Source organism: Mycobacterium gordonae (genome assembly GCF_002101675.1).
GTDB lineage: Bacteria > Actinomycetota > Actinomycetes > Mycobacteriales > Mycobacteriaceae > Mycobacterium > Mycobacterium gordonae.
In genome coordinates, this window is the sequence record NZ_LQOY01000225.1 from 1 (window position 1) to 18,763 (window position 18,763).

Below are 18,763 nucleotides of genomic sequence, written 5' to 3' on the forward strand. Positions count from 1 at the left end.
GCCCAGCGGATCGCCAACACAATCAGCTCGACTTTGATGCCACCGCTGGCCAACGCCAAGCAGATCATCGAAAACGCTGATTCCCATGCGGGCGTGCGCGTCAACGAAGACTTGTCAATTAGCTACACCGCGCCCGAGGGCGCCAGCAAGGAGACCGCCGAGGCCAACGCCAAGACCATCGCTGCCGCCGAGGACGAACTCAAAGCCGAAGCCGCCAAGTGGTGGGCGGCGGAGAACGACGTGGCAGCCCAGATCCAGGACGCCGAAGGCACAGTGGGGAAGGCCATCAACCTCGGGGCTGCACTGTATGACCCCGTGCGGGCGATGCCCTGGACCCGTCCGGCTGCTGGACAACCACCCGGCGCCCAGCAAGCCGTCTTCCCGCCAAAACCACCGCAAGCCGAAGCCAACGGAACACCCTCCGGTCTCGGCGACTTACTTGGCGCGGTAGAAGTCGGTGCACCCAAGACCTGGCAGGACGCGATCTTGCCGGGGGCATCGGCACCGCGACCAGACGCCAAGGGCGATGCGGCACTTCCGCCGAGGAACATGACGGACTGGCTCAATCAAATTGCCCACCCTGGCGCTCCTGCCGCACCCGCCCGCATCCCAGCGCAAGACATCGAGGCTTTCAAGGCGCTGGCCCGCGAAACACTGCGCGCAGACGGCGTGCCGCCAGCGCAAATCGAGCAGCGACTTGACGCGGTTATTGCCCGGGCGCAGGCATTAGGGTTCGGCCACCACACCCTGGCTCCCCCACCGCAATCACGCGGGCCAGTCCCGCCAGCACCTGGCTTCGCCGAAGGATTCGGCGACCGCTGGCGAGCCACCGAAACGATGATCCACAATCTGCTCGGCGTCGGCGAACGCGGCGACCCGGGTGTCCTTGAATCCTGGGCCGGACTGGCAAAAGGCCTCGCCGAGCAGTTTAGTGATCCGTTGGGTATGCCCGTTGCGGCGATCCGCGATGAAGTCACCGGGCTCTTGAACTCACCGAGCCCGGCCTATTACGCGGGAGGCCATGCGGCTGACGCAGCAATGACCGCGCCGAGCCTTCTCTTCGGCGGTGAAGGAGCTGCGGTGCGAGCAGGACTGCCCGCTGAAATCGTTACCGAAGGCGGAGCGCCGCTGGCCGTTCTGCGCGGCTGGGACCCTGTGGGCGGTCTGTCCCCGCACGAATTCGAGGCGCAATTTGGCTTTCCGGGAGCGCGCCATTGGCCGCCGAATGATGGATTCCCCCCTGGCTACGTCCCTCAGCCCGCCCATTTGCCTGAGGGAACCGTTATCGACCGGTTCGGCTCCCCATTTGGTCAGTACCTTGCACCCGATGGCACTGCTTTCGCCGATCGTGCGTTGATGCCAGAATCGGTGGGAGGCAGCTACAACCGTTATAGGGTGACCTCCGAACCGCTGCCTCCGGGATGGAGAATTGTCGAAGGACCGGTAGAACCCTGGTTCGGCCAGACACCGTCGTCTGGGGCCAGGCAGTACATGATCTTGGCCCCCGAGGGGGTAAAACCGACTGTTGACGAACTAGTGAGGTTAGGCATTCTGGACAACTACGGACCGCCCCTTGGACGCTAAATCAGCCGATTTACAGCACCAAATCAACCGGCTATCAGAACTGTTAGGCGTGCGTCCGATGCCGGTCGGTTTGAGAACAAATGATGACCTGAATATTTTTGTTGCTGAGGACGGTACGTATCACTTCACTTACTACGAGCGAGGCAAGCTCGGATTTGACCGTATAGGCAGTCTTGACGATCTTCTGTATTGGTATTGCCAGAGCGTAATCAGCAGTCAAGCCGCCGAACGGGTCGGAGACCGAGCGGAACGCTTCAGGTATGAGTATCAAGTGCTCAGCGAGTTGAGTGTCGATTGGGCAAAAAGGAATGTCCGCGAGACTGCGGACATGTTCCGCAAGTACGGAAAGCCCCAGGATATTGCATTACTTCCCGACATTGGCGAACCCCTGTAGTCGTTCAATCGACTGGGGCGGCTTTTGGGTTCGCCCTGCGCGTAGGCGTCATCGCGAGCGTATTTGTATGAGCTGGAACGATGGCGATGTGAACGAACGGCCCGCCCAGATCTCTCTCTGTCGAACGTACTCGCGCCCAACGCAATCGACGCGCTGTCTGACTACGCACCACTACGGTTAAGGATGGGTCGTCGTGCGACAATCTGCGTGCAGTCAAGGCAACGGATCGATGGCGCGCCCGAAAGGAATTGAGAGCGTTGACAGGTCCATCCGAATGCGAGATCCGTTTTCACCGAGACTTCGCCGGCGGAGTGCACGTCGAGTATGCGACCTCAACCTTCTGGTTCGCCCAACACGAACTCGGCCTTGCCGATAGCTCATGGGATTTCGACGGCGAACACGTCAGCATCAACGCCGTCAACGGCAAATGGGCCTGGAAACTAACGGGCAAGAAATATGTTTACGACTACGGCCCCGATGTCGAACCAGTAGTCATGCTCGAAGGAATCCGGATCGGCTGACGAAAAGAGCGGATATTCGGCGCACCATCACCCCCAGTCGGGTGGTCAATCACCACTTGCCGATGTCGGCGAAGCGTGCGCATTAGCGACCGAGCAGAATGACGTCGACGGCGGCGCGCAGGTGACCGGCGACCGGGATCTGAAGAATGTGATGGCCGGGCCGTTGGTGGGCAGAGTCCTTCCCGCATATCCTTCGTCTATGCGCATAGGTGCGCGACCCCGCGACATAGCTTCTGGCAACACTGGGATTCGAACTTCCGTAGAACAGGCCGACTACTTGCGGTGGAGGATCGAACGACCCGATGGCCGTCGATCGCTTACCTGGTTTGCTACCACCAGCGCTAGAGGCAAGCTACTCATCGGCAGCCATCAACTGATTGGCACATTGCAACTAAGCTTCTTGCAGGGCAGCTGGCTGATTGAGTGTTCCGGCGACTTCACCAGACGTCGTTTGCCGCCTGAAAACGATGAATCGATCTGCGACTACTGGATGCGCGCGCCCAAGATCAACGACTGGTACCAAGCCAGCGTAATCCTCTTTCCGGCAACCACTCTCGCGCCGATGTTCCAGGATGAACCGCCGTGTAGTGAGGTAAGGAAGCACCGTTGGGATTATCGGCGAAGCTCGGATGACGTTCTTGAGGTGCAGATCCTTTTTGGCGGTGCCGATTGCGAAGCTCCAGCAATCTCGGATGGCAGTGTTTTGATCGGTCACGTCGACCTTCACCGCGGCGTGGCCGTCGCAGTGGTCGCTGAAGCGCGTGCTATGGACATCTACACCCAGCGGATGATCGAAGGGCATCGTGCGCTTGCGACCACGAGTTGGCAAGCACGTCGGTACGCCTGGGGGACAACGGGGGACGTGCCATGCCTGATTGACTTAGCGGGGTTGAGAGGGTCGATCAGGGTTTAGGTAACTGGCCTATCCAGCCTGCGCCTGCCCGGCGACAATTGTGGTGCCGTCAACTCAGTTCGATCCACCAACCATCACGAGTGAGTCTCACATCTAGAGAAACGGGGCCGATCACCATCCTGTCCTCGACAAGAGGCAGGGGGGCTGCCTCTGCGGCAGCCCCCCTGATGGCACTGGGTCAGTGGATAAGCAGGTGGATGGTTTCGGCGGCGATGGGTGCGGTCACGGCCATGGCGATGTGGATCCAGGTGGTCGCGGTAGGCCACCGCCGCGCGGTGGTGATGGCCAGCGCGGCGATGAAGATCATCGTCGCCGCGACTACGATGAAAGTGGTCATTGACACCTCCTCGGTTGGTGGTTGATTGCGGTCCTGGTGCTCGGTCCGCATAGGCTCATATGCGGGTCTCGGAGGGCATTCCCCCTGGTCAAAGGCATGATATGAATCACAGTGAAGGCGCGGGGAATTTGCGGTTTTCGTCGCATATGACTCTTGGTAGAGGGCACGAGAGGACCGAGGCCTAGTGGGAATCGCGACGAGCACGGACGAGGCTGCCGATGACGGCGAGGGGCGGCTGTCTGCCGCTGATGAGGGAACCGATCAGGTGTTGACGCTGGGCGATGATGAGGTCGCTGCCGGTCATTTGGGTGCTGCAGAGCAGGCCATGATGCGTGATCTTGAGCAGGAGGTGCAGCCGGGGGCTGCCGATAGGGTCAACGACGATGGCGGTCTGGTTGAGGGCCGGGACTGCGGCCAGCAGGACTGTGTTGTGGATGAGGAGATCCGTTGGCAGCGTCGGCTGTTGCTGTATGACAGCGACGTCGAGCTCTACGAGGGGGCCAAGGCCGAGGGCTTCAGCGGGAAGTGGACCGATGAGCTGTTCAGGGAGCTGAGCAAGTACGCGGTCGGGGTGGTGCAGGCCATGTTGGTAAGCGGGGAGATCTACGGGCTGGTAGCCGAGATCGGTCGGCCGGTGTATCCGTCGGGGCCGCAGCGCGAGATGTTGGTGATGCTGAAGAGGGAACGCGAGGCGTTGGCTTTCGACGTGGTTGCCGAGGCGTTCGTGCTGTGGATGCGCTTCGAGGCAAATGGCACTGGCTGGAATAGCGCGCTGGGTAAGGCATTGCCGAGTTATCTGGTTGATCTGTGCAAGCGAACGTTTAGCAATGCGTTTCGGGATTGGCAGAAGGCGCAAGGGTACCGGCTGGATCGGCAGGGTAAGGAGGCCCTGTCTGAATTGGCTGCTGGCTCTTTGGGTTTGAGCATTGAAGAGGTTGCCGAGATGCGTGGGGTGCACGGTCATGGTGAACGCATCGGCGCCCAGCAGTCCGCTGAGTGGTACGACGAGCTGATCGAGAGGCTGTGGTCGCAGCTGAAGAACGGTCGGGAGAAAACGATCGTGGGGATGCTGCTGGCGGGCAGCTCGCATAAGGAAATTGCCGAAGAGCTCGGCACGACACCTAAGGCTGTCTCGCGGGCCTGGGATCGGATCAAACAACGCGCGGGGAACGAGTAGAGGTATGACTGTGGACGATTGGGACGGCAAGGGCCCGCTCGACGAGGAGGAAAGCGTCTACGAGCGGGTGCGGCGTGCGATCGAGGCATCGTCGCTGGGGACCGAGGCTGCGCGTGCTGTGCGCGCGCAGGTCGGTCCCGGGGTCGGTGATGCCCTGCTCGACCGGGTGCGTGCCCGGTTGGCCGCCGAGGGGCTGCCCGGCGGGGCGGCGCCGGCAGCGATGGAGCCCGCTGCCGGCGATGTCGGCGCCGGTGATTCGGCCGCACCGGTAGCGTCCCCCGCCGGTGCGGAGTCTTGCGCGGTCGCCGAGGAGGCAGCCGGGCGGTTGCCCGATGAGCACGTCGAACAGCTGATGGGCCGGTATTTCCGGCCCGGCATCGACGATGCCGAGACAGTGAGCTGCGCTGGTGATCCCCGCCGGGCGCGGGTGCTGGCGGTACTGGCCGAGTGCATCGAGGAGGTCACCGGTCGCGCTGCTGATGGGATCACAGAGGAGACCCGGTTCAGGGAGGACCTGTCGATGGATTCGCTGGCTGCGGTCGAGATCTCCACGGCGCTGGAGGACGAGTTCTTGCACCTGAAGGTCAGTGCCGGCCAACTGGCGAGCCTGCAGGTGGTTAGCGACGCGATAGACCTGCTCTTGGGTCATGTCGCGGTCACGACAGCACCGGAGTTCGACGCGCCGATGTCCCCGACGACCTCGGCAACCACCACGGCGTCCCCACCGCGGCGCCGGAAAACGATCAACGACTGAGCACAGGGGACGGCCCACGAGGACGACAGGGTCGACAGCGGCTCCGATCAAATCCATCGGTCGGAGCCGCTGTCGGAGCTGCCCGCAGCGGGCCGTGGAACCCGTTGCCGACGTGATCGGAGATCGTTCCTCCTGAGGGGTGGCTAGGTCGGCGGCTGGTCTCTTTTCTAAAGATTCAGGACAGGCCAAATTGGGACCATTCCAGAAACATTCGTGCAGCTAGCGTTGTCCTAGGCCGTCTCTTTTCTTGTCTCACAGCGCATGTCTCAGATCCGCGATGTCAGCGGGCAATGAGACAGTCATCGTTATGACGGTGATCCTCGGTTACGCCCGGATCAGCACCACCGGCCAGGACCTCGACGCCCAGCTGGCCGTGCTGGGCGCTGCCGGTGTCGATCCGGCGCGCGTCTTTAGCGACAAGCTGTCCGGCGCCGCCAAGACCGCCCGCCCGGGTCTGACGGCGATGCTGGACTACGCCCGGCCCGGTGACACCGTGGTCGTGACGGCCATCGACAGGCTTGGCCGCTCCGTCGCCGAAGTCACCCGCACAATCGCCGATCTGGGTGAGCGTCGAATTTTGTTGCGCGCCTTACGCGAAGGAATCGACACCGCCACCCCGACTGGGCGGGCCGTCGCGGCGATTATGGCCACCCTGGCCGAACTGGAACTCGAACTGGGGCGCGAGCGGCGTGCCGCATCCCGCCAATCCCGGCGCGCCCGAAGCCTACCGGCGACCAAGCCGCCCAAGCTCACACCAGAGCGCCAAGAGCAGTTGCGCCGACTGGCCGCGACCGGGGAACCCGTGCGCGAGCTTGCCGACGCGTTCGGGATCGGACGGGCCACCGCCTACCGGTACCTATCGTTGGGTTTCTGATCGACACGTGGCGACAGCCGGATGAGTACCGTTGACTACCAGACTGTTTGGACTAGCCCAGAGTTTTGGATGGCACCATCGCGGGTCACCAGCGGTGCCCGCAGTATCAGCGCGGTGACCACGATGAATCGGTCCCACGGGTCCCTGAGCACTTCCCGGCTGATCCGCGTGTAGGCATCGACGACGTCGACGTCGACCGGGTAGAGATGCACAGCGGAGGAGGCCATCAGCAGGCCGCGCAGTTCCGACAGCTCCCGCGTGCTGACCCGCTCGGTGGTGTGCGTGACGTACCACAGGTCGACCAGCGTGGCGACCGAGACGGCGATGCCGTCGGTTGCCTCCGCCTCCCGCAGCGCCTCGCTCGCCCGCGCCGAGAGCTGCGGGGAACCTTGGGTGAACCAGATCAACGCGTGCGAGTCGGCAATGACCTTCACGAGTGGCCGAGATCGCCTTGCGCGAGCTGGCTGGCTCGTTCGAAGTCCTCCCAGCTCACCTGCGGCCAACTCATCAGTCGCCCGGCGATGGTGGCGTCTGGGGCGGGCGGCAGCTCGGCGACTACCCGCAGATGTGTACCGGGACGCATGCCAAGGCGCGCGATCTGCTCAGCCGGGATACTCCCGTCGTCGGCGACAACGAGCTCGTGGCCTTCGGGGCCGCTAGCGATGCTCATAGCCAACAGCCTAAACGGCCCGAGCTGCCGTGACGATTGCTGCGCTCTCATTTCCCCCTGGATCATGAGAACGCGCATCCCCGAATTGTTTCCCGAAAACGTTCGTTATCGGGAACACGCGGGCAAAAGAAGCCAGGTAGGTCGCCGGGGTTGGCCTTGCGTCGCCCTAGCTGCACTTGACGACGCGACCGAGTTAATCGTCCTGTTGCCAGAGCTGTGCGGTGAGGTCCTGGAACGTGACTAAAGCAACGGGATCATCGTCGCGCAGCAGCGCCGACTTGCTCATCCAGGCGCGCACGGTTGAGCCGTCGGCGTGTACCAACTCGACGAGTTCGCCGCCGTGGAGTCGCATGACGGACACGGGGGATGATTGGTCGGTGGGCAAGGTGGTAAATAGCTGGGAAAATTTCAGAGTGTGCAGCGATTTGAGGGAATATCCCAGCATGCTGGCGAATGTTGAGTTGGTGAAGAGGATGGTGCCGTCGTGGGAAATGGCGAGTACGGCGACGGGGATTCGGTCTAGTACCACGAGTGCGGGTAAGTGGATCAGGGTGCTCAGCGGTGATTGACCGTCCTGCCCTGGGCGGCGGCGTTCCTGATGCTGATCGTCGGGCATCGGTTCCTTAGTTCCACTGTTCTTGCGAACGGGCGGGCTCAATGTTACCCACGTCACACAACCGTCAGGGCGAATCGCTTAATTGAGAGTGCTCGGTGCGGCGTGCGGCGTGCGGCGTGCGGGGTGGAGGCGTTAGAGGCGTTGCTCGAATCGGCTTGAATTGCTCGTGTCGCGGCGGTGACGCCGCCGGCTTCCTCGTGGCGGTGCGCGGCATCTGCGCTTCGCGCGACTGCGGTGGGCTGATCGCTTCGGCGCGGGGAGCCCAGCGAGACGGCAGGCGCGGGATGGTCAGCCGTTTGGTTGACGGTGCGGCAGGCCGCGGCGCGGTGGCGGGTGTAGCGCGGCGGACTTGTGCAGGTATAACGGCAGCTCGGCCTGGAGGCGGGCTGCAGCAATGATGCGGGCCGTAATGGGTTGGCTGCTGACCAGTCGCAGCTCGATGCCGCGGGCGCGGCACTGTTGTGAGGCCTCGACCAAGACACCGAAGGCGCACACCGCCATGAAGTCCAGTCCGCTGGTATCGACGACGAGTGGCCCCGGGGCGGCGGTAGCGTGCGCGGCCGCGCGCACGATCTGCCTCCAGGTTCTCACGTTGCTCGCGTCGATCTCTCCGCCGGCGCAGAGCAGCACAGCCAAGCCGCGGCGTTCGGTGGTGGCTCGCAACAGGCTGTCATTGGCATTCGTCATGAAGGCGAACTCTTTGCTGAGGTGCGCGGGTGATGGAAGCATTTCGGTGCTGCCCATGGGTTTCCCTAGAGGTGCTGCTTCACCCAGTGTCGATGCTCGCCCCTGCACTGCTCAAAGGCGGAGCCGACCCGATTCCACCAGCAAGTTTACCGCTGTAATACGTGCCGTGGTAGCTGTACCTCGCACCGTTTTCCTTTGTAAACGCTTCGCGACAGCTGGTCGGTTTCGTCAGACATTCCACATACTGAGAATCGTTGCGCTGACCAATCCTGCTAGCCCGAACCAAGAGCCGTCTCTAGAATTCCGGATTCGCAATGGCAAGTCCGTCAAAACCGGGCGATCGAACGACGGAGCATCAGCGACCACCGAACCGCGTGCTGCTGAGCCGTCAATCCTTCCTTCTTCGGAATCGTCTCGGCTCCGAAAGCTCCGCCGCCTGCGCCTCGGTGTGATTCCAAAGTGATCATTGTTGTGGGTGGGGCGGTTGTTCTGCCGCCGATTCTGGCTCGGCAGTCTGGTACGCAGTGAGTGTCTGGCTGCTCCAGCCACCGCCGCCCGGACTGATCTCCGATTCCTCCGGCCACAAGGTCACTGCTCGCCCGGAGGCTGCGCGGATCGCGGCCCCGTCCAGCTCCGCTTGAGTTTCGGCCAGCGCGTATTTTGGCCAGGCTGCCACGAACGTCACCGGGCCCTCCGGTGGCAGCGGATACACCCAGAACTTGCCGTCCCACCGCCGGGCACTTCCCCCCGCGCCGCCAGGCATCAGAACCAGGTCATCGGGATCGCCTGGCCCCCAGTGGCCGCCGGTGGTGGCGCCGCGACGTCCGTCGGCGTAGAAAAGACCGAGCCGCAAGGGGTCACCGCTCGATGCTTGTGGGCCGCGCTGCCCGAAACGGCCAAACGGATCGTGCCAGCCTGGCTCGCTGTGGTCGCTGCCGCGCCTGCGGACGTGGGCGGTGAACTCGAACCCGTTCGGGTAGGCGCAAATGCTGCCAATCGACACCGCTACCTCTTCGGTGCGGATCAGCAGTAGCTCGCCAGGCACCGATGCGGGGATCACCGCATCGGGTTGCATCCAAGCGAGAAAAGGCTGTCGCATCGGCTCAGGCGGCGGGGGTTGTGGGATCGAGCTGAAAAAACTCATTTCAATAAACCCTAACCGGCTATTGACTGGACAGTTGTCCCGTTGCCGCGAGGTGCACTGGTTGGGCTAAGCGAGCCAGTGGCACACCGAACTGGCCTGCGAGGCCGCCTCATCGACCCGACGCGCTGGGCCTCCCGGAGTCCACCGGGGCCCGCCCTTTAACCCTTCGGTTTAACGGCACCAGGCGCTGCAGATTTTCCTGCTCGGGCCGTGAGCCCAACCCAGAGGAAGGCTGCACAAATGTATGCATACAAAATTACATGTAATAAAGAATGCATACTATCATGTATGTAATCTGGTAAGCTATCGCGCTATGAATGTTTCCGCAGGTGAGCGCTGCGAAATCGTGGCGGTGGCACTGCAAAAAGGCGGCGTTGGTAAGACGACCACCACGATCAACCTTGGCGCAAATCTCGCCACGATGGGCTTTCGCGTTCTCGTGATCGACATGGATCAGCAGGCCCACAGCACTAAGGGCCTCGGCGTCGAGCTTGGCGCCGACGATGCCTCGATGTATGAGGTATTGCACCCGGACAGGGCGATGCGCGTCCCGCTCGCGAAGGTCATCCGGCCGAGCCAGTTCGGGATCGATGTCGCACCGGGTCATCTCGCGCTCAAGGAGCTTGAGCGCACCGGACTCGGGTCGGGTGGCCAGCTGCGCCTCGCCCGCCAGCTCGACGACATCGACGACTACGACTTCGTGCTCATGGACTGCCCGCCGGCGTTGGGTGAGTTGACCACTGCGGCGCTGGCGGCCGCCGATTACGTCTTGGCGGTCCTCAAGGCCGGGCCCGATGAAGTTGACGGGCTGGTGGAGCTTGGTAACGCGATCCTCGATGTTCAGGAGACGCTCAACCCGGCCGTCGAAATCCGATATGTGCTGCTGACCGATTTCGACGGTAATCCCAAGGCCAGCAAGGATGTTCGCAAGCAGCTGCGAGCCGATTGGGGGGAGTGGGATGCCGGCGGGGCGTATCTGGGCGAGATTCCGCACACCGTGCGAGTGGTCGAGGCCAAGGGCAAGCGCGTACCGGTCCACGTGCACGCCCCCACCAGCACGGCCGCAGTGGCATACCGAGAAGTCGCCGAACGTATCGCGGCAAGGAGGCAAGCAGCATGAACGCGAAGCCCAGCGGTCTACAGCTCGGCTCCACCCGACCCTTGTCCCGCGCGGAGCGGCGGGCCGAGGCCGCCCGAGTCAAAGCCGAAGAAACATCCGCCACGCCGGCGGCAACAGTCAGCCGGTCGGACGATGAGATTCCACCCGCACCGGTGGTCACCCCCGACCAAAGAAATGAGGCGGCCGAGCCGCCGGTGCGGTTAAAGGCGCGGCAGCGCAAGGCGAAAAGCCCGTTCGCAACGCAGCTGCACTCAGGAACGCTGGCACGGCTCGAATGGATCAAGGCCCGCGGCTATGCGATCACCGACACCGTCGACGATGCCATCAACACATACCTCGACGGCGCTGGCATCCCCAGGCCGGACCACAACGACCGCATGCCTTCGTGAATTGAGGTTGCCATGCTTTCCTCGTCGCCAATTTGTGGTGGACGTGGTGGTGTCGGCTGTCAAGGCCATGCCGCTGTGCGGTCGACCCAAAAGTCGAACCTTGACAACCGACACCACCACGCACAAGCACGGCTAGTACGAGGAAGGGCATGCCGCGAAGGAGCCCAGCAGGGTGTCATGAGGGGAGTCATACCGTGGGAATCATGAACGCCGCCGAGCACTAGGCAGCACGGCTGGACAGATACGGCGACGACTACACCACCGATGACGAGTGCCGCGTCGCCTACCGTGACTTCAAAGCGAATCTGGCAAAGACTCACCGAAGCCGCAGACTCGCTTCGCGAGCGAGACGCCGACGGCGAATCGTGATTACCGCTGATGCCGTGCCCGTCGCCGTCTACCTCGGAGTCCGCACGAGAGCGTGTCACTGCCAACTTTGAGCCGTAAGAACTGCGCACCCCCGAGGCGTGTCCGCTGATCACGGGGCGTCTGCACCCCCGCTCGCTAACGTCTGCGGCATGCGCATCGACACGTTCCATCGCTGGCGTAGACACAGATCATCCTGCGGACCCTGTGAACCGGTCTGGTTCACGCCAACAATCGGTGTGAGGACAGCACACCTCGCCCTTGACCGTGATGATCCGGGTAGGCCGTACGGCGACCCGCCAGGCTGTCCGGGGCACATAGTGACCGCTCGGCACATCTACGTCGACGAGACCAAGCACCGTGACTATTTGATGGTGGCGGCGGTCGTGTTAGGGGAGGATCTGACGTCGGCTCGCGCTGTCGTTCAGGAGCTTCTCAAGCCCGGACAGCGCCATCTTCACATGAAGGACGAGGCGGACGGTCGCAAAGAGACCATCGCCAAGGCACTCGTCAGCGCCGATCTTCGCGCGACGGTCTATGACGCGGGCCGGCGACACCGCACCCAGGTGCTTGCGCGGGCCGCGTGCCTGTCTGCGCTTGTCGAGGACCTGGCCACCAGTAACGTCGAGACATTGATCGTCTTGGACCAGGACGAGAGCCTCGTGCAATCCGATCGCCGACTGCTCTACGGCGCTGTGCGCGCTGCGGGCTGCGAGGCCACAGTGCGCTACGAGCATCGGCGATCGGCCTCAGAGCGTCTACTTGCTATCCCTGACGCCTTCGCCTGGTGTTGGGCCAAAGGCGGCCGCTGGCGGTCTCACATCCGACCTGTGGTCACGGTCCAGCCGGTCTGAAACACACTCAGATACGCGCGAAGCCCGAGCGCCGCGGTCGTCCGGCCGGGTCTCGGGCTCACTTCCTGCAGCTATTGCCGCAGGCACCTGTGACTATACACCCGGCACAGTCGCTGGGTAAGGGGTCACCGAAAGCGGAGCTGGCAACGTCCCGCCATCAGGGCCGCGTAATCCATTACAAAAAGGTCACGGGTTGCGGCGTGTTGTTATCAGGTAACCGCCGTCGTGCTGGCACAGTCATCACCATGGCCCAGTCGCGCAGCACACACAAAGGCGATCGCGCCCAGATCATGGCGCGTCCCGATCGCATCGTCTACGACATCGTCAAACAAGAAGCCGCAGCCCGGGGGATCCCCATGGGGCAATACGTGGCCGATGTTCTTGCCGCTCACGTAGGGCACCCCGAATTGGTGCGCGAACTTAACAAAAAGATGGAGGTTTTGCCGTTGGCGATGTGAGCACCGTAGCCCGACACAGTCGGGCAGATGGGAAACAATTCCATAGCGGTGTGGACGACTCGCTGAGATGACGAAGGCCCCGCATGGCGGGGCCTTGTCGAGGGGGTTTGAACCGAGTTAGCAGCTCGGTTCCGGGTCCGCACCCGTTGCCCCTGAAAGGGACGTGTCTTGAGCGACTCGTCTCACGGTAGCGCATACCTGTATCCGGTTCCAGAGGACGCGCACCGTGATCTGTCGGATAGTCATCATCGAACGCCGTTAACGGCATTGTCGCGGCCGTTCACCGCGGCCCCTGCGACCTATCGCGGGTGCAGTCCGACGCGTTGGCGCCGCGGGATGGTCCGCACCACCCCGACCGCGCAGGTGCTGGCGATGCGGCGCGGCCGCCGGCTGGCCGGTCGGCCCGTGCCGACACCGAGCGCCTTTGTGGGCTTGGAGCTTGACGATCAGGCTTACGCCGGGGTGCCGTGCTGGAGCGCCGGGCCGACCGGTTGGGCGCACATCACTGTGGCGGTGACCTACGACCTGCACTATGGGCGTGTGCGGCCGTTGATGTGCAATGGCGGTATCGCCAAACCCGCCCTGGTCGTGATTGCCGCGGCTATGGCCCGCTACGCCGACTGGCGCACCGGGCGGGGCTGCCGGCCCACCAACACCCAACTTGCCGCCGACACCGGCTATGACGAACGCACCATCCAACGCGCCCATGAATGCCTGCGCCTGCTGGGGGTGGCCACCGAGATCCTGCGCGGCCGGCAGCGCACCTACATCGAACGCATGGCCTCGTGGCGCCTGGGCGATCGCCACCGCGGGTGGGCCTCGGTGTGGGCGCTGCACGACAACGCCCACCTCACCCGACTTGTCCACAGCTTGTCACCCCACCTGGAACGGTCCCCAGTAACCACCACACCCCCCTGTTCTGTCCGACTGGTCACTACCCGCACGGGCGCTCACCGCGCCCGGCATCACGGCGCTACGCGCCGCCGAGCACCCGATGAGGCGGGCCGGCGGCTGGCTGGGCGGTGGCGCGCCGATCCGCACGCCCCAGCGTGGGCACGGATGTTCAGCGCCAACAGTTGGGCGGCGATGCTGGCCGCCCCCGCACGCCACGGCTGGACCCCGCACGATTTGACCGCGCTAGTGGCCGACTGGCTGGGCACCGGACATTGGATTCCCGACCGACCGGCCCGACCGATCGCGCTGCTGGGCACCCTGCTCGCGTGGCACAGCGCCCACAACACGTTGGCGGCCCGACCCAGCGCCCTCGATGAGGCCCGGGCCGTCCACGCTGAGGCTGCCAGAGCGGCCCGCCAGATGGCCCGCGACGCCGACCACCGCGCCCACCTGCTCGGGCGTACCGCCGCCCGCATGGCCGCCACCGGACCTGGCCGCGCTGCGGCCTTCGCCGAGCTCGCCGCGGTACGCCGCCGCGCCGCACTCCGGCGCACCGCGACCGCCGCCGCCGACCACGCCCGCATGAGCGGCCTCGTCGAGCACGCACGCCGCGACCACCATCGCGCCCCCGCCGCTGACCGCCGCGACCCATGACGCTAACCACATCAAGCTATTGGCACATTTGCACAAATGTGTGCGAGGATGGTGGTGCCGCCCGTCAAGCCCACTCCCAGCCGTTTGGCGGGCGGCCCATTCGTCGGGTTGGAGGGTGGTGGCGGGGTGTTGACGGTGGCGAAGTTGTCGCGGTGGTCGATTGCCTATTACAACGACACCGCGCACGCGGTGGGGATGGCCGCCCGGGATGCCCAGCGGGCTAATGGCGGGTTGGGGGAGTACTACGCCGAGGGTGACACTCGGACCCCGGTGTGGGTGTGCGCCGGCGATGCGCACCGGGCGGCGGAACTGGTGGGGTTAGACGATGCGCAGCGCGCGGGTGGTGAGGCCGATACCGGGGTGGTGAGGCGGTGGCTGGATGAGGGGGTGGCCCCGTCGGGGGGGTGTGGCCGAGCCCTTGGGAAGGGGTCGGTGCATGGGTTTGATTTGACGTTTTGCGCGCCGAAGAGTGTGTCGCTGTTGCGGGCGTTGCACCCCAATGACGTGACGCAAAAAGCGGTAGTGAACGCCCACACCGCCGCCCTGGCCGAGGCGATGGAGTATCTGGCCGAGCATGCCGGTTACACCCGGGTGCACAACCCGGTCACCGGAGACAAGGACTTGGTGCGCCTGCCCGGAATTGTGGCGGTGGCGTATCAGCATGAGACGTCGCGGGCGGGGGATCCGCATCTGCATACCCATGTGATCGTGCCCAACCGCCAGGCCCGCGCCGACGGGAAACTGGTGTCACTAGACGGCACATCGTTGTTTCATGAGGCGCGGGCGGCGGGGGTGATTTATCAGGCCACCCTGCGCCGGGAGTTACACCGCGCGATCGGGGTGGAATGGAGCGCGATCGACCCCGCCACCGGGATGGCTGAGGTCGCCGCGATCGACCCGGCCAGTATCACCGCCTGGTCGCAGCGGGCCTCAGCGCTGCGAGCATGGGCAGCGAAGAATCTGGTCGTGGTTGACCCAAAGGTGGGGCCGACCCAGGCCCAGTTGGCGGCCGCGCAGAAAGCGACCCGGCCGGGTAAACCCGAGCAGTTGGCGTGGGCGGAATTACGTCGGTTGTGGCGCGAGGATCCGCGGGGCTGGACGATCGATCGCGGTGCGCACCAGGCGGCGCGTCAGGCTCGCCAGGCTGCGGCGGGGCGGGGGGTGTGGCAGCGCAGCCGGCTGGTTGAGGCGGCCGAACAGCGCGGTCAGGCGGTGTTGACGCGCGCTGATCTGGTGGAGCTGATCGGCGCGCAACTCCCGGTCGATATCGACGGTGATCCGCGGTCGCCGCGACAGGTGATCGAGGCCTCCGTCGAGCGGCTCGGGATGCGGATTTCTGGGCCGCGGGCGGCCCATCAGCGGGAGGGGTCGCAGCGTTTCACCCTGGATAAGATCCTGGCCAACGAGGCCCGGTTGCTTGAGCTGGTCGACGCCCGCGATGAGCGCGCGCAGCTCTACGGTTTGCGTGATCTGGATGTGGCTGGGCTGTCGGCGGATCAGGCGCGCGCGGTGGAGAACATCGCGTGGTTGCCGTGGCTGATCTGCCCCTTGTCCGCGCCAGCGGGGGCGGGAAAAACCACCTCGATGCGGGCGCTGCGGATCGGCGCGCGGCACAGCAATAAACGGGTGCTGGTGGTGGCGCCGACCGGTAAAGCCGTCGACGTCGCGGTCCGCGAAGGCGCCGGCGATTCTGGGATGACCGTGGCTGCCGCGCTGGCGGCGTTACGTGAGGAAACGTTGCAGTTGGATCAGCGCACCGTGGTGATTGTCGATGAGGCCGCGATGGTCGGCACCGCCGAGCTGCGCGCGCTGCTGACCGCGACCACCGCCGCCGGTACCAAGACGGTGTTGGTCGGTGATGCCCACCAACTCAGCCCTGTCAAAGCGCCCGGGGGGATGTTCGCCCAACTGTGTACGGATCTGCCCTGGACCCAAACCCTGTCGCAGGTGTGGCGGATGACCGATCCCGGTGAACGTGCCGCGTCGCTGGCGCTGCGTGAGGGCGGGCCCGCCCCGCTGCGGCGCGCCGTGGGCTGGTATGCCACTCATGGCCGGTTGCGGTGCGGGGATCCGATCGCCATGGCCACCGACGCCCTTGAGGCCTACCGCGCCGACATCGCCGCGGGCAAAGATGCGCTGCTGGTGTGTGACACCACCGAGATCGCCGACGCGCTCAACCAGCGCCTACACGATGACGCTCTGGCCGCCCGCGACCCCCACGCCCAAGCCACCCCCACGATCACCGCGGCGCGCGGGCACCAACTGGCCGTGGGGGATCTGATCCTGACCCGGCGCAACACCCCCGAGATCACCGTGCTGAACGCCACCGACAACAAAAAGACTGCGGATCCGGTGCGCAATGGGCAACGCTGGCAAGTCCTGGCCGTCGACCCCGCCCACGACCGCATCGCCGCGCGTCGGCTTAGCGACGGGGCGCGGGCCGCCTTCTCCGGGGACTACCTGCACCAGCAGGTGACCCACGGGTATGCGGTCACCGTGCATTCGGCCCAAGGGGTCACCGCCGACACCACCCACGCCGTGCTGGGAGAGCGCACTAGCCGGGCGTTGTTGTATGTGGCGATGACCCGCGGCCGGGATTCCAACACCGCCTACCTCTATGAACGCCAGGGCGGGGAGACCACCCACGAACACCGCGACCAGCCCGGGCTGCATGTCCTGCGTCGCGGCACCACCGCGGACGCGGTCGGGCTGGTGCGCACCGTGATCGCCCACCGCGACCACCACGCCCACAGCGCCCATCACGTCGCCGCCCACACCGACCCCACCCAGCTGCCCGACATTGTCCGCGGCCTCCTGGCGCGGCGCACCCACGCCCTACACACCCGCCGACGCGCCTACCAGCGCTGGCACGACCAACGCCTCGAGCACATCCTGGAACAACGCCGATGGGTTGAACAGCACCTACACCGCACCCGCGAGCACAAACGCGACCGAAGCTACGGGCTGGAGCTGTAGCCGGGCGCGGAAGATGTTTTTGGCGAGCCAAGGTTCTGTAGGGGCCTACTCATTGTGCTCGGCTTAAGCGGAATCGGTTGGTCCGATGGTCGCGAGGTGGGCCGATTGGCCCTGCTACGAGCTCTTTCTTTAGTACGCTAGTGCCAGATGCGAGGGGCATCACGTGACAGCAGTCAAGGACAGGGGGAAAGGCGATGGCCGCGGCATCAACTTCCTGGTTGACCCCGTTGGAGGAGTATGTGCCGCGCTGCACGACCGACCCGCAGCGCTGGACCACCACGCAGCCCGACGCCCAAGCGGTGGCGTTGTGTGTGGCATGTCCGCGCCGGGGGTGGTGCGCCCAGCAGGCCTACCGGGCGACCGGTGTGCAGGGGCTGTGGGCGGGGGTGGTGGTTCCCGAGTCCGGGCAACGCGCCCGGGAATTCGCGATGCGCCGCCTACAGGTGTTGGCCGAACGCGGTGGCTATCACGTTGCCCCGCGGCGACGGGGCCGGCCCCGCGGCTCAAGGAACTAATCCTTGTCGTTGCGTTTTAGGGCACAGCCACGCCGAGGCTTGCCGTGGAGCAAGGAGGATTTAAATGCGGGCCATTCCGTCGTGGTCAGGACAGCAGAAATTTGCAAGGTTCGTCGTGCTCGCTGCGGTAGTTGACGTAGCGCTGCTTCGCTTACCGCCGCGGTCGCGGTGCCGGCGTCGAGTGCGGGCAGCCGAATGTGGGAGGGAACGACGGTGACAGATCCGGTGCTGCAGGCCGATTTGGATGCGTTGGGTCGGTTGCAGCCGGATTTGGCGGTATTGGCTTGGCAGGTGACCCAGGGTGTGCCGCATGTGATCCCTGCCGTAGGGACGAAAGATGCTGATGCCGTGCCTTCGCTGGCGGCTGCCCAGGAGATGTCTACCCACACCTTGCCGGTCGTCCAGACCACGGTGGCAGGTCGGTTCAACAAGCTCGCCGAGATGATTGAGCTGGCCCGCCGGGGCTTCATCGCGTCCGAGGAACAGTTGCTGACGGCGGTTAATACGCTTCCGACGCTGCAGCGATTTTCACCCAACCCGTAACGGCTCCGCTCGTCGATGCCGACCAAGTCGCAGATCCTGCATACCGATCCGCACCGGGTATTGGACCTGATCGACGGCTGGAAGACCACCGTCGCCGCGTTAGAGCAGTACGCCGAAAACTACCTGCACCGTGTGCAGCGCCCTGGTGGGTCCTCCTGGGAGGGGCGGACCGCCGAGGCGTCCCAGGCACGTGCCCGTCAGGACCTGCAAGCCGTCATTGGTGTCCGCGATGCCATCGATGCCGCCGCCCAGCGGATCGCCAACACAATCAGCTCGACTTTGATGCCACCGCTGGCCAACGCCAAGCAGATCATCGAAAACGC

General features: G+C 64.6%; 21 protein-coding genes and 1 pseudogene. 16 read left to right on the forward strand and 6 right to left on the reverse strand.

The genetic code is table 11. The features are described 5' to 3' along the window. The 4 genes from AWC08_RS35900 to AWC08_RS28200 all read left to right on the forward strand — a co-directional run. On the forward strand, positions 1 to 1,584 hold a 1,584-nt coding region (locus tag AWC08_RS35900), incomplete at its 5' end, for a TNT domain-containing protein (protein ID WP_142283857.1). A gap of 58 nt (positions 1,585 to 1,642) precedes the next feature. Beyond that, entirely contained in the window at positions 1,643 to 1,978 is a 336-nt protein-coding gene (locus AWC08_RS35905; protein ID WP_142283860.1) for a hypothetical protein, read from the forward strand. Positions 1,979 to 2,235: 257 nt separating this feature from the next. Next, a complete protein-coding gene (locus AWC08_RS28195) occupies positions 2,236 to 2,499 on the forward strand; it encodes a hypothetical protein (RefSeq protein WP_085088540.1) in 264 nt (87 codons plus the stop codon). 400 nt (positions 2,500 to 2,899) lie between these two features. Beyond that, on the forward strand, positions 2,900 to 3,412 hold the full coding sequence (locus AWC08_RS28200) for a hypothetical protein (RefSeq protein WP_142283858.1): 513 nt from the start codon (positions 2,900 to 2,902) through the stop codon (positions 3,410 to 3,412). A gap of 178 nt (positions 3,413 to 3,590) precedes the next feature. Here the strand turns inward: AWC08_RS28200 and AWC08_RS36835 are convergent, their stop codons facing one another. Continuing rightward, entirely contained in the window at positions 3,591 to 3,749 is a 159-nt protein-coding gene (locus tag AWC08_RS36835; protein ID WP_159460027.1) for a hypothetical protein, read from the reverse strand. A 184-nt stretch (positions 3,750 to 3,933) separates the two neighbouring features. Between AWC08_RS36835 and AWC08_RS28210 the strand changes: the two genes are divergently transcribed. The 3 genes from AWC08_RS28210 (at position 3,934) to AWC08_RS28220 (ending at position 6,554) form a co-directional block, all read left to right on the forward strand. Next, positions 3,934 to 4,926 (forward strand): ECF-type sigma factor, encoded by a 993-nt coding sequence (locus AWC08_RS28210; RefSeq protein WP_085088549.1) that lies wholly within the window; start codon positions 3,934 to 3,936, stop codon positions 4,924 to 4,926. Positions 4,927 to 4,930: 4 nt separating this feature from the next. Continuing rightward, on the forward strand, positions 4,931 to 5,680 hold the full coding sequence (locus AWC08_RS28215; RefSeq protein ID WP_085088552.1) for an acyl carrier protein: 750 nt from the start codon (positions 4,931 to 4,933) through the stop codon (positions 5,678 to 5,680). A gap of 307 nt (positions 5,681 to 5,987) precedes the next feature. Next, complete coding sequence (locus AWC08_RS28220; protein WP_085088555.1) at positions 5,988 to 6,554, forward strand: recombinase family protein; 567 nt, start codon at positions 5,988 to 5,990, stop codon at positions 6,552 to 6,554. Positions 6,555 to 6,589: 35 nt separating this feature from the next. Here AWC08_RS28220 and AWC08_RS28225 read toward each other — a convergent pair whose 3' ends face one another. The 5 genes from AWC08_RS28225 to AWC08_RS28240 form a co-directional block, all read right to left on the reverse strand. After that, positions 6,590 to 6,988 carry a type II toxin-antitoxin system VapC family toxin gene (locus AWC08_RS28225; protein ID WP_159460028.1) on the reverse strand — a complete coding sequence of 133 codons (399 nt, stop codon included), beginning with the start codon at positions 6,986 to 6,988 and terminating at the stop codon, positions 6,590 to 6,592. Further along, positions 6,985 to 7,224 (reverse strand): hypothetical protein, encoded by a 240-nt coding sequence (locus AWC08_RS36840; protein WP_159460029.1) that lies wholly within the window; start codon positions 7,222 to 7,224, stop codon positions 6,985 to 6,987. The genes AWC08_RS28225 and AWC08_RS36840 overlap by 4 nt, the downstream gene beginning before the upstream one ends. 193 nt (positions 7,225 to 7,417) lie before the next feature. Continuing rightward, positions 7,418 to 7,840 carry a PAS domain S-box protein gene (locus AWC08_RS28230; RefSeq protein WP_085088562.1) on the reverse strand — a complete coding sequence of 141 codons (423 nt, stop codon included), beginning with the start codon at positions 7,838 to 7,840 and terminating at the stop codon, positions 7,418 to 7,420. A gap of 288 nt (positions 7,841 to 8,128) precedes the next feature. Beyond that, a complete protein-coding gene (locus AWC08_RS28235) occupies positions 8,129 to 8,584 on the reverse strand; it encodes an anti-sigma factor antagonist (protein ID WP_085088565.1) in 456 nt (151 codons plus the stop codon). 406 nt (positions 8,585 to 8,990) lie between these two features. Continuing rightward, the gene (locus AWC08_RS28240) at positions 8,991 to 9,602 is read right to left on the reverse strand and encodes a hypothetical protein (protein ID WP_085088568.1); all 612 of its coding nucleotides are present in this window, start codon (positions 9,600 to 9,602) and stop codon (positions 8,991 to 8,993) included. A gap of 382 nt (positions 9,603 to 9,984) precedes the next feature. Between AWC08_RS28240 and AWC08_RS28245 the strand changes: the two genes are divergently transcribed. The 9 genes and pseudogenes from AWC08_RS28245 to AWC08_RS28290 form a co-directional block, all read left to right on the forward strand. Next, positions 9,985 to 10,791 carry a ParA family protein gene (locus tag AWC08_RS28245; protein ID WP_085088571.1) on the forward strand — a complete coding sequence of 269 codons (807 nt, stop codon included), beginning with the start codon at positions 9,985 to 9,987 and terminating at the stop codon, positions 10,789 to 10,791. After that, the gene (locus tag AWC08_RS28250) at positions 10,788 to 11,180 is read left to right on the forward strand and encodes a hypothetical protein (RefSeq protein ID WP_085088574.1); all 393 of its coding nucleotides are present in this window, start codon (positions 10,788 to 10,790) and stop codon (positions 11,178 to 11,180) included. The genes AWC08_RS28245 and AWC08_RS28250 overlap by 4 nt, the downstream gene beginning before the upstream one ends. 686 nt (positions 11,181 to 11,866) lie before the next feature. After that, the gene (locus tag AWC08_RS28260; protein WP_085088577.1) at positions 11,867 to 12,400 is read left to right on the forward strand and encodes a hypothetical protein; all 534 of its coding nucleotides are present in this window, start codon (positions 11,867 to 11,869) and stop codon (positions 12,398 to 12,400) included. 245 nt (positions 12,401 to 12,645) lie between these two features. Next, positions 12,646 to 12,858 carry a toxin-antitoxin system gene (locus AWC08_RS28265; protein WP_085088580.1) on the forward strand — a complete coding sequence of 71 codons (213 nt, stop codon included), beginning with the start codon at positions 12,646 to 12,648 and terminating at the stop codon, positions 12,856 to 12,858. 336 nt (positions 12,859 to 13,194) lie between these two features. Further along, entirely contained in the window at positions 13,195 to 14,406 is a 1,212-nt protein-coding gene (locus AWC08_RS28270; protein WP_244906551.1) for a helix-turn-helix domain-containing protein, read from the forward strand. Positions 14,407 to 14,532: 126 nt separating this feature from the next. Further along, positions 14,533 to 17,382 carry a MobF family relaxase gene (gene mobF, locus AWC08_RS28275; protein WP_085088592.1) on the forward strand — a complete coding sequence of 950 codons (2,850 nt, stop codon included), beginning with the start codon at positions 14,533 to 14,535 and terminating at the stop codon, positions 17,380 to 17,382. A gap of 194 nt (positions 17,383 to 17,576) precedes the next feature. Further along, a complete protein-coding gene (locus tag AWC08_RS28280) occupies positions 17,577 to 17,897 on the forward strand; it encodes a WhiB family transcriptional regulator (protein WP_085088586.1) in 321 nt (106 codons plus the stop codon). A gap of 213 nt (positions 17,898 to 18,110) precedes the next feature. Then, on the forward strand, positions 18,111 to 18,440 hold the full coding sequence (locus AWC08_RS28285) for a hypothetical protein (RefSeq protein ID WP_142283859.1): 330 nt from the start codon (positions 18,111 to 18,113) through the stop codon (positions 18,438 to 18,440). Positions 18,441 to 18,455: 15 nt separating this feature from the next. Further along, positions 18,456 to 18,763 (forward strand): annotated as a pseudogene (locus AWC08_RS28290) (TNT domain-containing protein); the annotation flags it as partial.